This is a genomic window from Porphyrobacter sp. MBR-49, from assembly GCF_053628655.1.
Genome location: NZ_JBRJGU010000004.1, coordinates 229,924 through 243,893 on the forward strand (window position 1 = coordinate 229,924; position 13,970 = coordinate 243,893).

The 13,970-nt window shown below is 62.5% G+C and carries 11 protein-coding genes and 1 tRNA gene; 2 read left to right on the forward strand and 10 right to left on the reverse strand.

The window, feature by feature from the left end; all coding sequences use genetic code 11:
* Positions 1–2 precede the first annotated feature (2 nt).
* Both purQ and purS read right to left on the reverse strand, forming a co-directional pair.
* The gene (gene purQ / locus ACSSV3_RS07390; protein WP_354323400.1) at positions 3–692 is read right to left on the reverse strand and encodes a phosphoribosylformylglycinamidine synthase subunit PurQ; all 690 of its coding nucleotides are present in this window, start codon (positions 690–692) and stop codon (positions 3–5) included.
* Entirely contained in the window at positions 692–943 is a 252-nt protein-coding gene (gene purS, locus ACSSV3_RS07395; protein WP_354323402.1) for a phosphoribosylformylglycinamidine synthase subunit PurS, read from the reverse strand. The genes purQ and purS overlap by 1 nt, the downstream gene beginning before the upstream one ends.
* A gap of 306 nt (positions 944–1,249) precedes the next feature.
* Here purS and ACSSV3_RS07400 point away from each other — a divergent pair, with 306 nt between their 5' ends.
* Complete coding sequence (locus ACSSV3_RS07400) at positions 1,250–3,475, forward strand: TonB-dependent receptor (protein WP_354323403.1); 2,226 nt, start codon at positions 1,250–1,252, stop codon at positions 3,473–3,475.
* Positions 3,476–3,550: 75 nt separating this feature from the next.
* Here ACSSV3_RS07400 and ACSSV3_RS07405 read toward each other — a convergent pair whose 3' ends face one another.
* The 7 genes from ACSSV3_RS07405 to infA form a co-directional block, all read right to left on the reverse strand.
* A complete protein-coding gene (locus ACSSV3_RS07405) occupies positions 3,551–6,424 on the reverse strand; it encodes a M16 family metallopeptidase (protein WP_354323405.1) in 2,874 nt (957 codons plus the stop codon).
* 84 nt (positions 6,425–6,508) lie between these two features.
* Complete coding sequence (gene purC, locus ACSSV3_RS07410) at positions 6,509–7,312, reverse strand: phosphoribosylaminoimidazolesuccinocarboxamide synthase (protein WP_354323407.1); 804 nt, start codon at positions 7,310–7,312, stop codon at positions 6,509–6,511.
* Between the two features lie 39 nt (positions 7,313–7,351).
* Positions 7,352–7,426: transfer RNA gene (locus tag ACSSV3_RS07415), tRNA-Phe, on the reverse strand.
* 127 nt (positions 7,427–7,553) lie between these two features.
* Entirely contained in the window at positions 7,554–7,778 is a 225-nt protein-coding gene (locus ACSSV3_RS07420) for a DNA gyrase inhibitor YacG (protein WP_354323409.1), read from the reverse strand.
* Complete coding sequence (locus ACSSV3_RS07425; protein WP_354323411.1) at positions 7,775–8,752, reverse strand: ribonuclease E/G; 978 nt, start codon at positions 8,750–8,752, stop codon at positions 7,775–7,777. Before ACSSV3_RS07425 ends, ACSSV3_RS07420 begins: the two co-directional genes overlap by 4 nt.
* Positions 8,745–9,317 (reverse strand): Maf family protein, encoded by a 573-nt coding sequence (locus tag ACSSV3_RS07430; protein WP_354323412.1) that lies wholly within the window; start codon positions 9,315–9,317, stop codon positions 8,745–8,747. The genes ACSSV3_RS07425 and ACSSV3_RS07430 overlap by 8 nt, the downstream gene beginning before the upstream one ends.
* A 15-nt stretch (positions 9,318–9,332) precedes the next feature.
* Positions 9,333–9,578: a translation initiation factor IF-1 gene (gene infA / locus ACSSV3_RS07435; protein WP_007163491.1), complete on the reverse strand. Its 246-nt coding sequence runs from the start codon at positions 9,576–9,578 to the stop codon at positions 9,333–9,335.
* Positions 9,579–9,798: 220 nt separating this feature from the next.
* On the opposite strand from infA, the gene ACSSV3_RS07440 reads away from it, so the two are divergent.
* On the forward strand, positions 9,799–12,723 hold the full coding sequence (locus ACSSV3_RS07440; protein ID WP_354323414.1) for a porin family protein: 2,925 nt from the start codon (positions 9,799–9,801) through the stop codon (positions 12,721–12,723).
* Here ACSSV3_RS07440 and ACSSV3_RS07445 read toward each other — a convergent pair.
* Entirely contained in the window at positions 12,720–13,913 is a 1,194-nt protein-coding gene (locus ACSSV3_RS07445) for a BaiN/RdsA family NAD(P)/FAD-dependent oxidoreductase (RefSeq protein ID WP_354323416.1), read from the reverse strand. The two genes, ACSSV3_RS07440 and ACSSV3_RS07445, sit on opposite strands and share 4 nt — an antisense overlap.
* Positions 13,914–13,970: the final 57 nt, after the last annotated feature.

A 13,970-nucleotide genomic window follows, 5' to 3' on the forward strand; every position in this document is an offset into this window, starting at 1 on the left:
TATCAGGCGCTGGCTAGCGCTGCAAAAACACTTTCGAACAGCCGCCGACCATCTGATCCACCCAGCGCCGAAACCGCCGCTGGCTCAATCGCGCGTTCGGGATGCGGCATCATTCCCAGCACCCGGCCATTGGCGCTCAGCACCCCGGCGATGTCGCGCGCTGATCCGTTGCACGGTTCGGCATAGCGAAACGCGACGCGGCCTTCGCCTTCCAGCCGGTCAAGCGTTTCGGCATCGGCGAAGTAATTGCCATCATGATGGGCAACCGGGATGCGGATTTGCTCGTCCCGAACATAGGCTGAAGTGAACAGCGAATCGGTGTTCTCGACCGTCAACGCCACGCTGCGGCAGATAAACCGCTGACCGGCGTTGCGCAGCAGTGCACCGGGCAGCAGCCGCGCCTCGGTCAAGACCTGAAAGCCGTTGCACACGCCCAGCACCGGCACCCCGCGTGATGCAGCGGCGATCACCGCGCGCATGATCGGGCTGGTCGCGGCCATCGCGCCCGATCGCAGGTAATCGCCATAGGAAAAGCCGCCGGGCAAGGCGATCAGATCAAGCCGTTCGGGCAGTTCGGCGTCGCCATGCCAGACGCGAATGGCCGGCGCGCCCGATATCTGTTCCAGCGCCACTGCCATATCACGATCGCAGTTGGAGCCGGGGAAGGTGATTACGGCAGACCGGAACGTCATCAGCGCGTCCCTTCGGGCTCGCCCAGGCCCTCGATCGTGAAGTCTTCGATCACGGTGTTGGCGAGCAGTTTTTCGCATATCGCGGTCAGCGCGGCGTGGTCGGTGCCGTCTGCCACATCGAGTTCGATCAACCGGCCGATCCGCACATCCTCGACCCCGGCGAAGCCCAGTCCTTCAAGGGCATGATGCACCGCGCGGCCCTGCGGATCGAGGACGCCGGGTTTCAATCGGACGAGAACGCGCACTTGCATGGATGCTTACTCCATCTTCACGGGCGATGAGCCGGGGGAACGAGATGCCGCCGCTATAACGCGCCAGCCTGCGCGTGCAATCGCGCTGATCAGACTTCTGCACCACAGGAATTGCGGTCGCGTTTGTCATAAAGCGGTCGAGAAATCTGCATAATTGTAACTTTGATGCAACAACTGGTGAAAGATTGCTTTCAGATTGCTAGTTCTGCGCGGCGTTCTTCTTGCCCGACCTCGCGCGAATCGCCCGAAACTGTCACCTCGTCCGGCGCACCCAATATCCACCCAATCAAACATAGGGGTTGTTTGATGTCTCACCGTTTTTCCGCTTTCCGTGCCGCATGGGCCGGTTCGACCATCCTTGCTGCTGCTGCGTTTGGCTTTGCTGCTCCCGCGACCGCGCAGGATGGTGAGGCCGCTTCGGACATTGATGGCCAGCTTGCCACCATCATCGTGACTGCCAACCGCCGCGAACAAAACATGCAGGACGTGCCGGTTTCAGCCGACATTCTGGATCAGGAACGCCTTGGCGCGATCTTCAGCGGGGCGGGGGACATTACCGCGCTGGCTGGCACCTCGCCGGGGCTTAACGTTGAAAGTTCGAATGGCCGGATCGCGCCGCGGTTCTATATTCGCGGGCTTGGCAACACCGATTTCGATCTTGCCGCATCGCAGCCGGTTTCGGTGCTGCTTGATGACGTTGTGCTCGAAAACGTGACGCTGAAAAGCTTTCCGGTATTCGATGTTGAGCGGGTTGAGGTGCTGCGCGGGCCGCAGGGCACGCTGTTTGGTCGCAATACCCCGGCGGGGATCGTGAAGATCGATTCGATCAAGCCATCGTTCGAAAATGATGTCCGCGCATCGGCAAGTTATGGCCGCTATGACACGGTCTCGTTCAATGCTGCGCTGGGCGGGCCGTTGGTGGAAGACGTGCTGGCGTTCCGCGTTGCATTGCAATCGCAAAGCCGCAACGACTGGATCGACAACGGCTTTACCGGAGAGAACAACGCGCTGGGCGGCTATCACGATTTCGCGGTGCGCGGGCAGTTGCTGTTCACGCCCACTGAACGTGCGAGCGTGCTGGCGTCGATCAATGTCCGCGATCTGGATGGTTCGTCAACCATCTTCCGCGCCAACGTGCTTGGCCCCGGCAATAATGATCTCAATGAAAACTTCATTCGGGACACCGTGTTTTTCGATGCTGGCGGCGGCAATGTTGCCGAATATGAACAATTCGGCGCGACGGTCACCGCATCCTATGAATTTGATGGCGCAACGCTGACCTCGATCACCAGCCATTGGACCAGCGAAGGTTCCAGCCGGGGCGATGTTGATGGCGGGTTTGGCGCATCGTTCCTACCTGTCATGGGGCCGGGTTTTATCCCGTTCCCGTCAGACACGCAGGATTCGCTCGATCTTGATCAGACCACCCAGGAAATCCGCCTGGCTTCGAACGGCGGCGGGCCGCTCGACTGGCAGTTTGGCGGGTTCTATTTCGATAGTGATTTCGATGTCACCACCATCGGGTTTGATTTCCCGCCGCCGGTCACCGTCAACCATACCAACGAAGCCTGGGCGCTGTTCGGCCAACTGTCTTATCAGCTAACCGAAAACCTGCGCGTTACCGGCGGCCTGCGCTATACCGACGATGAAAAGGATTTCTTCGTGCGTGCAGGCGCTCCGCCGCAGCCGGTCAGCGTGGGGGATGAACAGCTTGACTGGGATATCAGCCTGTTTGCCGACGTGTCTGACGATGCCAGCGTCTATGCCAAGGTCGCCAATTCATTCCGGGGGCCGACCATTCAGGGCCGCGACGTCGCCTTCTTCGCTGCACCTTCGGTGGCACAATCGGAAAATATCACGTCTTACGAAGTCGGCTTCAAAAGCGAGCTGGCTGATCGCCGGGTGCGCCTCAACGGGGCGGCGTTTTACTACACTGTCGATGACCCGCAGTTCACCGCCGTGGGCGGGGCGGGGAACCTCGTCCAGCTGCTCAATGCCAACAAGGGCGAAGCTTGGGGCTTTGAATTCGACAGTGCGGTTCAGATCACCCCCGAATTTCTGGTGACGCTGGGGCTGGCTTACAACAATACCGAGATCAAGGATGAAAACCTAGCGGTTGGCATTTGCGCGCAGTGCACCGTGACGAACCCGACCGTGGTGATCGGAGGTGCGACCCGCGCGCTGATTGATGGCAACCCGTTCCCCAACGCGCCCGAATGGAGCGGCGATTTCACCGCGCGTTACAGCCTGCCGGTTGGCAACAGCGGAGAGTTCTTCATCTTCACCGACTGGGTATACCTTGGCGATACCAACTTCCTGCTTTTCGAAAGCCTCGAATTCAACGCCAAGAGCCGGATCGAAGGCGGTCTCAGGATTGGCTATTCGCATGGCAACGGTTTGTGGGAAGTGGCCGCGTTCGCGCGCAACATTACCGACGAGAAAAACGTTCAGGGCGTGATCGACTTCAACAACAACACCGCTTTCGTCAATGATCCGCGCATTATAGGCGTGTCGTTGGGGGTGAAGTACTGATCGCGCCAGTCTGAAAGGCCCAATGAATGGAAGAAACCGGCAGGGGCGACCTGTCGGTTTTTTCGTATCTGCCGCTTATTCGGCGGGAGCCAGAGCAGGAACCACCAGCAACTCCACCGCACCTTCGGGGGTGAGCCATTGGCGCGCTGCCTGATGCAGATCTTCCGGCGTGATCGCCGCAACCACCTGCGGCACCGCAAGATAGCGATCCAGCCGATCCGGCTCACTCTGCGCGCGCGCGGCAAGGTTGAGCCAGCCGTTCAGATCTTTCAGAACGTTGTTATAATCTTCAAGGAATGGTTTGCGGGCGCGTTCCAATATGTCCGCATCGAGGGGGCGATCCCTGAGGTCGGCGATGAGCTGCCGGAGCGCCGCGCGGCTCGGTTCAACCTGATCAGCGGCGACAGAGGCGCTGATTCCGAAAGTGCCGAACCCGGGATAAAAATGGCTGGGATTGGACCCGGCTGAGGGCGAATAGGCCTGCCCCAGTTCCTCACGCAGCCGGTCGGTCAGTTCCAGCCCCACAACCCGCGACAGCAGATCAAGCCGCAGGGTTTCGGCAAGGTCGCTGTCGTCCGTCGTGGGCCAGATCCATTGCAGCACCGCCTGATCGGCCTCACCCCTGTGGGTCAGGATGCGTTGGCCGCGCTGCGCAGTAAAGCCGCGGGTGCGGGCATCGGTGCGCGGGTTGAACGCAGGCTCGCGCACCGGCAGCGCGCCGAGCGTGGCGGCAACCGCTGCGATTGCCTGATCCTCGTCAAAATCGCCGACCAGTGCCAGCTCGATCGCGCCGTTGGCCAGCCGGTCGCCGATTGCGGCCTTCAACTGCGCGTAATCGAGCGCGAAGAATGCGTCTTTGGATTGGAGCGTGAAGCGCGGGTCATTATCCGACAATATCCCGCCAATCGCCGTGGAAAGCGCGCGGCCGGGAGTGGAATCGATTGTCGCGAAATAGTTCTCGATGCTTTTGCGAAAGCGCTCCTCGCCCTCGCGGCGATAGCCGGGGTCGGTTAACCCGGCCGCCAGCAATTGCAGTTGCAGCAGCAAATCTCGCGGGGTGGTGCCGCCGGATGCGGCAAAGACATCGGTTTCGCTCGACAGGTTGAACGACACGCTGCGCCCGGCCAGCACGCTGTTCATTTCGTCCTGGCTAAGCTTACCAAGCCCCCCCGATGCCAGCGAACCGGTTAGATAGGTGCGCAGCGGCGCATCCCTGGTATTCATCAGATCACCGCCATCAACCGCCAGCGCAAAGCCGATCCGGTCTTTGCGCACATCAGTGTGTTTGAGCGTCAGCCGCACGTCATTGGCAAAGCGGATGAAACGCAGGCCAAGCCGGGGTTCCAGCGTATCGGCCACTACCGTCCCCGGCGAGCCGAAATCGCTGTAATCAAACGCCAGCGGGCCGTTATCCGCAGGTGGCGCAATCGGCAACGTCATGGCGTCATCAAACGCGGCGCGCAGCGCTTGTTCACCGCCATCGGGCGCGGTGCGGCCTTCAAACCGGATCAGCGGCTGTTCCAGCGCCGCTGCATCGTCCAGCACGGCCTGCCACACGGCCTGCGGCGTGATGTCAGGCAGCAATCGCTCAAACTCAGTCAATTGCCATGCGGGCGTGGTTGGCACCTGCTCGTCACTCACCAATGCCAGCGCAGCACCTGCAAACGCATTGTGCCCGCGTGTCGAAGCGGCCTTCACCGCATTTTCCATCGCGGCGCGGTAATTGGCGGTCTGTTCGTCAACCTCGGCCTGGCTAAAGCCATAGGTCAGCGCCTGATTGATCTCACGCACCGCTGCCAGCACGCCCTTGCTCCATTCGCCGTCGACGCTGGACACCCTGAGGTTGGTGGCCCGCGCGGCTTCGAAAATGTCGCCGGTGCCAAAGCTGGCGCCGCGAAAAGGTGCATCCTCGCCCCGCGCCAGCCGCGCGAGGCGGCGGTTGATGATCGCGTAACCGACCGCGCGCAGGCTCCGTTCGCGGCGGTTGGCGATCGTATCGGGTTGATCGCGCCACGGGCCAATACGACTGATGGTGACGCTTTCGGACAGGGCAGGGTCAAGGTGAATATCGGTGAGGCCCGCGCGGGCCGGGTCAACCGGGCCTGCGGCTGGGGCGGTGGGAGCAGGCGCTGGCTGCCAATCGGCAAAGCGTGCTCTGATCGCAGCCTCGACGTCGGCGACCGCATAATCGCCGACCACCACCACGACGGTATTGGCAGGCGTGTAGGTGCGTTGATACAGCGCGCGAAGCTGGTCAGCGGCGGCGTTTTCCAGAACTGCACCCGTGCCAATCGGCAGGCGTTCGGCATAGCGCGCGCCGGGGGCGATGAAGGCGGTGTAGTCTTCGTAATTGCGTTCTTGAAACCCCGCCCGGTCGCGGCGCTCGGCGAGGATTACCCCGCGCTCGCGCTCGACCGCACCGGCCGCGATGGTGAGTTCGCTCGCGGTTTCCCGCATCAGCATCAATGCAGTGTCCAGCAGCGCCGCATCATTGCGCGGCAGGTTGAGCATATAGGTAATTTCTTCAAACCCGGTCGAGGCATTGGTATCCGCGCCGAACGCCAGACCTTCGCGTTCCAGCAGCTTGACCATCTCGCCTTCGGCAATGTTGGTTGATCCGTTGAAGGCCATGTGTTCGAGAAAATGCGAAAGCCCGCGCTCGCTATCGGTCTCCTCCAGCGAGCCCGAGGCAATCCGCATCCGCACCAGCGCGGTGCCTTCGGGCGTGGCATTGCGCCGGATGACGTAGCGCATCCCGTTATCCAGCCGCCCGAATGTATAGTCGGGATCGACCGGCACATCGCTTTGCTCGAATGCCCAGGTGGAGGTGGGTGTGGGGGTCTTGACGGCGGCTTCGGCGGTAATGGCATCTTGCGCCGCTGGCGCCGTGGTGAAGGCAAACGGCGACAGCGCCAGCATCGCGCTGGCAGCAAGGGTGCGAATTCGCATCAATTTCAGGTGTCTCTCGCGTCGATCATAAGGGGTATCGAGAGACTAGGGCCTGAAACGCTTCTGTCAGCTTATTTCTGCGACCTATTTCTTCAGGGGCGGCGTGCCGCGCAACCGGCTGCGGGCGTGTGAGAGGTCGAACACCTCGCCCGGCCCGGCGTCTTCACCGTTCAGCAAGCCGAGCCGGCGCGCAACTTCGCGGTAGGCCTCTTCCTCGCCTCCCAGGTCGCGGCGGAAGCGATCCTTGTCGAGCTTTTCCCCGGTCGCCATGTCCCACAAGCGGCAACCATCGGGGCTGATTTCATCCGCCAGTATGACGCGGCTATAATCGCCATCATAAAGCCGTCCGAACTCGAGCTTGAAATCGACCAGACGAATGTCGATCGCGGCAAACATCCCGCACATGAAATCATTGACGCGGATTGCCATCGACGAAATGTCGTGCATTTCTTCAATGCTGGCCCAGTTGAAGCAGGCAATGTGTTCTTCGGCGATCAATGGGTCGCCAAGTGCATCGTCCTTGTAATAATACTCGATCAGCGTGTGCGGCAGCGGCTCGCCTTCTTCAATCCCGAGCCGTTTGCAGATCGATCCTGCGGCGACATTGCGCACCACCACTTCGATCGGGATGATGTCGACCTGCCGGATCAACTGTTCGCGCATGTTGAGGCGGCGGATGAAGTGGGTAGGAATGCCGATATGCGCCAGCCGCGTAAACACGTGTTCGCTGATGCGGTTGTTGATCACGCCCTTGCCGTTGATCGTGCCTTTTTTCTCGGCATTGAAGGCGGTCGCATCATCCTTGAAATACTGGATCAGCGTGCCAGGCTCTGGCCCTTCGTAAAGGATTTTGGCCTTGCCTTCGTAGATTTTGGTGCGGCGGGACATGATATTGTAACTCCCAGCTCGGCTCTTGCAGCCAGCGAATGGTGCCCGGGGGCGGATTTGAACCACCGACACGCGGATTTTCAATCCGCTGCTCTACCCCTGAGCTACCCGGGCATTCGCTGCAGCGACGGGTTTTGCAAGCATTGCTTACCCGGCGAGCAAATGAGAGCGGCCCTATGACGAAGGCTGGCTGGCTTGGCAAGAGGGATTTCTCCCCAGCCTGCGGGATTATCCCCTCGCATCAATCCTGTTCGCGCCAGTCGTTGGACGCAACCGCTTCAGGGTCGGCTGGCGGGCCAGCGACGGTATAGGAATCGGAGAACCAGCGCGCCAGATCGCGATCCTTGCAGCGCTGCGAGCAGAAGGGGTGGAATGGGTTTTCTTGTGCGCTACCGCTTCGCTGCTTGAGCGCGTGGTTGCGCGGCTTGCGACAGATCGGGCAGGGTTTGGATGCGGACGTGCTCATGCGTTCAGTAATTGGGCATGGGCGGCCTCGATGGCAAGCCCGGGATCGGTCGCGATCCGCACTTCGCGCCCGGTGCGCCGAGCCAGCTCGTCGAGCCATTCGTCTTTCAGCTTGGCCTTGAGCGCCGGGTGAACCGTCAGCAGCACCGCGCGCCCTGTGCCGCCTTCCGCCGCCAATTCTGCGTGGCGCAGCGCAATGCGCGCCGATGCGCCAAGACGCGCCGTGGCGAATCGGTGCAGCAGCGATGGCCCTTCGAGCCGGGCGACCAGTTGGACGAACCCGAACCCGTTCATCGCCGTGCGTTCATGCGGCCAATCGGCCAGCGCGGTTTCCAGCGCTTCGTCCACCAAGCGGCGTTCCGCCTTGGCGGCCAGCGTGGGAAAATCGATCCCGATATTGCCGCCAAGATCGAACCAGCGAAGCGCGCGGGCAATCGCTGGCACCGCCGCCAGCGCCACATCGCGCGCAGATCCGATGCCGTCCACGTCGATCACGGTCATCGCCGGGGTCACGCTGACGAGGATTTCGCCGCCCGGAAAATCGAGGCTGGCCGATGATGCGGCGTGCCACACATCCTCCCACAACCCGGCGGGAAAGCGGTGCACCACGCGGCCTTCGGTGTGCGACGCAGGCGCGGGCGGCATTTCTTCGGCCACCACGCGTGCCTGCGCGCGTTTCAACCGTCCACGCTCGGCCAAGGCGGCGCGGGTGATGATGACCTCCAGCGTTTGCCCTTCGGTCACGCGCGGGGGCAGGTGATCGACCAATGCCTCGCCGCCATTGCTCAGCAACGCCACCCCGCGCCGTGTTCCGGCAAGTTTGGTGATCAGTTTGGCAGTGGGGCGGTCGCCAGCGCGAAGTTCGCCCGGCCATTCCACCCGCGCCGCCAACACGCGCTCGCCTGCGATCAGCAGCGCGCGCCGTTCACCAATGCCGTCTTCGATCAGCCATTCTGGCGCTGTTCGTTCAGCCAATGGAAAATCCTGCCGCTTTCAGCAGCGCGCGCGTTTCATACAGCGGCAGGCCCATCACGCCCGAATGGCTGCCCCTGATCCATTCGATCAGTCCCTCGGCTGCGCCCTGAATGGCGTATCCGCCAGCCTTGCCGCGCCATTCGTCGCTGGCGAGATAGGCGGCGATTTCCTCGTGCGAGAGCCGCTTAAAATGCACCACGGTTTCCGAAAGCCTTGTCCGCAAGCTACCATCAGGCGCGCGCAGCACCACGCTGGAGAGCACCTGATGCCGCCGCCCGCTCATAAGCGCGAGACAGGCGCGCGCTTGCGCTTCGGTTTCGGTCTTGGGCAGGATCCGCCGCCCGACCGCGACCACGGTATCGCCCGCCAGCACATGGCCGGGCGCGTCCACAGCCAAAGCCTTTTCGCGCCCCATGCGCAAGGCATAGGCGCGCGGGAGTTCGCCGGGAAGCGGCGTTTCGTCGATGTCGGCAGGCGATACTGCGTCCGGCGTAAGGCCAAGCCGCCCGAGCAGCTCGCGCCGCCGGGGTGACGCGGACGCCAAGGTGAGATGAGGCGAGCCCATCCGGGCTGCCAGCCCTTACTGCGGGCCGGGGCCGCCGCGACCCGGCATGAAACGATAAGTGATGCGCGCCTTGGTAAGGTCATACGGCGTCAGCTCGCACAGCACTTCGTCACCCACCAGCACACGGATGCGGTTCTTGCGCATCTTGCCCGCCGTGTGGCCGAGCACCTCATGGCCGTTTTCAAGCTCCACCCGGAACATCGCATTGGGCAGCAATTCAACCACGCGCCCGCGCATTTCGAGGAGTTCTTCCTTGGCCATGTAATTCCTTCTTTGGTGTTGCGGCGCACAATACGCCCGTCGATGCGGTAGCGCGCTTTAGCGATGCAGAAGCCAAAAGGGAAGGCTCCTGCGTTAAGCGATCGCACAGGTTTGTTCAGGCAGGGCAACGCATCCACAAACCGGCGGGAATCGTAACAAAGCAGCATACCGAAGCCCGTCGTAGGGCAAATCGCAAAAACCATTGACGTAAAGGGACATAATGAACCTCTCCCGGCTTTCTCGTGCTCTGCTTCGCGCTGGCACGTGTGCTGCCAGTCTTGCTGTGGCGATGCCGCTGCTGGCGAACAGCACTACTGTTGCCCAGCCGCAGCCTGCCGCCGTTCCGCAGGCCGATGATGACGAGATCGAAAGCGCCAGCGGTAATGCTGTTTCAAGCGGAGAGATCATTGTCAGCGGACAGCGTTTGCGCGGGCAGCTGGTGGTCGATCAGGCGCCGCTGCTGCAATTGGATGAGCAGGCGATTGCGGCTGAAGGCGTGACGTCGATCACCGATCTTATCGCGCAGATTAGCGCGCAGACCGGGTCAGCACGCGGTCGCGGAGGCGGACAACCGGTTATTCTCGTCAACGGCATCCGCATCGGCTCTTTCCGCGAATTCGCCAATTACCCGCCCGAAGCGCTCGCGCGGGTTGAGGTGTTTCCCGAAGAAGTCGCCCAGCGGTTCGGCTTTCCGCCTGATCGCCGCGTGATCAACCTGATCCTCAAGGAAAATTATTCCAACCGTCGGGCCGATCTGGAGTTCGAGACACCCTCGCGCGGCGGCTATACCCGCAACGAACAGCAGTTCGGCGTGCTGAAGATTGCCGATGGCGGACGGATCAACGCCAATATCGAGGTGGAGGATACCTCGCTGCTGACCGAGGACGAGCGTGATATTCGCCAGACCGAAGGCTCGGTTTCCGATATTTCGGGCGATCCTGATCAGGCGCGGTTTCGCAGCCTGTTGGCGGATACTTTTGACCTTGAAGCCAACCTGTCGTGGGCCAAGGCTATCATTGATAGCGGCACATCGCTGAGCGCGAACGTCAATTACGAGCGCAATGAAAGCCGCAGTCTTGACGGGCTGAATACCGTGGTGCTGACCGATGATCCCAATCAGGCCGGGATCGTGCGCACGTTTGGGGCGGATACCCCTTTGACGCGGCGCTCATCGACTGACACGATTTCGGCTGCCGGTTCGGTGACCCGGCCAGTCAACAGGTTCCGCCTGACCAGCACTTTTGACGGCTCGCTAGCAGAGACCGAGACTGAAATTGACAAGCGGTTTGACACTCAACCGCTGCGCGATGCGGCGCTGGCGGGAACATTGGCGCTTGATGGGCCGTTGCCCACCAATGCTGCCGCCGGGTTCGACGTTGCCCGCAACCGCGTGATCAACGGCCAGTCGCTAACCACGCTCGAAGGCCCGCTGGGAGAGCTTCCCGCTGGTGAAGTGCTGGCAACCTTCGATGTCGGGCTGGACTGGCGGCGAATTGAAAGCGCGGATACCCGATCAGCTGTTGATGTTGGCCTGACCCGGCGGCAATTGTCGAGCGGGGCGAATGTGGTGATCCCGATCACCAACCGCCGCACCGGCGTTGCCGATGCGCTCGGCACCTTCACGCTCAACGTGCAGGTCGGGGTTGAGGACTTGAGCGATTTCGGCACGCTGGGTGATTGGAACGCGGGGCTGAACTGGGAGCCATTTGATGGGCTGGCGCTGTCGGCGACCTATATCTGGCGCGAGGTCGCGCCCAGCCTTGGTGCGCTGGGCAATCCCACCATCGTCAATTTCAACGTGCCGGTGTTTGATTTCACCCGCGGCGAATCGGTGCTCGCCGATGTCACCACCGGCGGCAACCCTGATCTTCCGGCGGAAACGCAGCGTGACTGGAAGTTTGCGGCCAACTGGCAATTGCCGTTCTGGGACAGCACCCGCCTGACGGTGGAATATATCCGCAACCGTTCGGACGATGTCGTCAGCGGTTTCCCGCAGATCACACCTGAGATCGAGGCGGCCTTCCCCGGACGGGTGACGCGCGACGTCGATGGGCGTCTGATCGCGGTTGACCGGCGTTCGGTCAGCTTTTCCGAAACGCGGGCTGATCGATTGCAGTTCACGTTTTCTACCAGTGGCAGCATCGGCGCGCCTGCGCGTGGAGAGGGAGGCCGAGGCGGCTTCGGCGGCGGCGGTCGCAGCGGCGGCGCGCCTGCGGGCGCAGCACAACCGGCACCGCCGCAATCGGGTGCAGGCGCGCCGCCTGCGGGTGCGGCACGTTTTGGCAGCGGCGCTGCGCCGTCGCCCGAACAGCGCGAACAGTTCATGGCATTCCGCGCGCGGTTGTGCGCTGAGGACGGGCTGGCCTTTCTGGAAAAGCTGGCCGCCGCGATTGATAGCGGCGCGGATATTTCGGCGGAGTTTCCGGGGATTGACCCGGCACGGCTTCAACCGATGCTGGCGCGGCTGCGCGGGGCGGATGGCGCGGTTGATCCGGCGCGATTGGCCGAATTCCGCACTCGTATTTGCAGCATTGACCCGGCGATGATGGGTGGCGGAGCGCCGGGCGGCGCTTCGGGCGGTGCTCCACAGCAGGCGGCGGCGGGCGGTGGTGCGCCTTCTGGCGGCGGGGCTCCGGCGTTCAATCCGCTGGCGGGGCGGAACTTCGCTGGCTGGCGGTATTTCTTCAACCTCAACCACACCCTCGAACTCGATAACGAAATCCTGATCGCGCCCGGCCTTGACCCGCTCAATCAGTTGGATGGTGAGGCGACCGGTGCCTTCGGCTTCCCGCGCCATTCCAGCCGGTTGGAAGCAGGCCTGTTCGGCAAGGGCTTGGGGTTCCGCCTCTCGGGGATTTACACCGGTAAAACCCGGCTGGACGGATCGGGCCTGCCGGGCAGCAATGATCTGTTCTTTGACGACATCGCCACTTTCAACCTACGGGTGTTTGCCAACATGGGCGAAATCACGGGCAAGAATGACGGGGTGTTCAAAGACTTCCGGGTATCGCTGGTCGCCGACAATGTTTTCGATACACAGCGCAAGGTGCGCGATGCCAATGGTGATACGCCGATCAATTATCAGCCCTTTGTGATCGATCCGCTGGGCCTGTATCTGGGGATTGATCTGCGGAAGTTGTTCTAACCACGTGCTTGGGTGAGCGCCTCGGCGCAGGCATAGGCGCTCGCCCAAGCCCATTGGAAGTTATACCCGCCAAGCCAGCCGGTGACGTCCACCGCTTCGCCAATGGCATAAAGGCCAGGGGCTTTGGCGGCCTCCATCGTGCGGCTGGAAAGTTCGGCGGTGGCGATGCCGCCTGCGGTGACTTCGGCCTTGGCGAGACCCTCGGTGCCGTTAGGGGCAAAGCGCCAGTCGGCCAGCTGCGCCTGCGCGCTGCGCAAGGTCTTGTCGGTGATGTTGCCCAATTCACCATCCAACCCCAGCCGGTCAGCCAGCGCATCGGCCAGCCGCGCGGGCAGGGCTTCGCGCAGGACGGTGCGCAGATGCGTGCGCGGGCGGTCACGCTTGGCCGCGATCAGCCAGTCGGCATCGGCATCGGGCAGGAAGGTGATCGCCACCTGCTCGCCATGCCGCCAATAGCTGGAGACTTGCAGGATCGCCGGGCCGGACAGGCCCTTGTGGGTGAACAGCGCGGCCTCGGCAAATTCGGCCTTTCCTGCGCGCGCCCGCACCGGGGCGGCGACGCCTGACAATTCGCGGAACAAGGCATCCTCTCCCCCCAGCGTCAGCGGAACGAGCGCAGGGCGCAGTTCCACCACCTTCAGCCCGAATTGCCGCGCCAATCGATAGGCAAAATCGCTCGCGCCCATTTTGGGGATCGAAGGCCCGCCGGTGGCGATCACCAGCGTGGGCGCTTGCCATACGCGACCATCGGCGGCGGTGACGGTGAAGGTGCCGTCATCCCCGCGCGCCACCGCCGCCACCTCCACGCCGCAGGTCAGCATCACGCGGTCATCCGGGCATTCGTCCAGCAGCATCGCCACGATCTGCTTGGCCGAACCATCACAGAACAATTGCCCCAGCGTCTTTTCATGCCACGCGATCCCGTGCCGATCGACCAGTGCGATGAAATCGGCGGGGGTGTAGCGGGCGAGGGCGCTCTTGGCGAAATGCGGGTTGGCCGAGAGGTAATTGGTTGGCCCTGCGCCCAGATTGGTGAAATTGCAGCGCCCGCCGCCCGAAATCAGGATCTTCTTGCCGGGAGCTTCGGCCTTTTCGAGCAGCGCGACGCGCAATCCCCGCTGCCCCGCCTGCGCTGCGCAGAACAGCCCGGCAGCGCCCGCGCCGAGGATGATGACATCATGTTGATCCATTGCGGCGCGGATAGGCGCGCTTGCGGGAATTGCCAATCGCCCCCAGCAGTCCCTATC

Bases quoted from the DNA above. Each gene is read 5' to 3' on its own strand.
- ACSSV3_RS07430 (WP_354323412.1), bottom strand. From the start codon at position 9,317: ATGGGCTCGCCTCATCTCACCTTGGCGTCCGCGTCACCCCGGCGGCGC.
- purS (WP_354323402.1), bottom strand. From the start codon at position 943: ATGCAAGTGCGCGTTCTCGTCCGATTGAAACCCGGCGTCCTCGATCCG.
- purQ (WP_354323400.1), bottom strand. From the start codon at position 692: ATGACGTTCCGGTCTGCCGTAATCACCTTCCCCGGCTCCAACTGCGAT.
- ACSSV3_RS07405 (WP_354323405.1), bottom strand. From the start codon at position 6,424: ATGCGAATTCGCACCCTTGCTGCCAGCGCGATGCTGGCGCTGTCGCCG.
- ACSSV3_RS07440 (WP_354323414.1), top strand. From the start codon at position 9,799: ATGAACCTCTCCCGGCTTTCTCGTGCTCTGCTTCGCGCTGGCACGTGT.
- ACSSV3_RS07400 (WP_354323403.1), top strand. From the start codon at position 1,250: ATGTCTCACCGTTTTTCCGCTTTCCGTGCCGCATGGGCCGGTTCGACC.
- ACSSV3_RS07445 (WP_354323416.1), bottom strand. From the start codon at position 13,913: ATGGATCAACATGATGTCATCATCCTCGGCGCGGGCGCTGCCGGGCTG.
- ACSSV3_RS07420 (WP_354323409.1), bottom strand. From the start codon at position 7,778: ATGAGCACGTCCGCATCCAAACCCTGCCCGATCTGTCGCAAGCCGCGC.
- purC (WP_354323407.1), bottom strand. From the start codon at position 7,312: ATGTCCCGCCGCACCAAAATCTACGAAGGCAAGGCCAAAATCCTTTAC.
- infA (WP_007163491.1), bottom strand. From the start codon at position 9,578: ATGGCCAAGGAAGAACTCCTCGAAATGCGCGGGCGCGTGGTTGAATTG.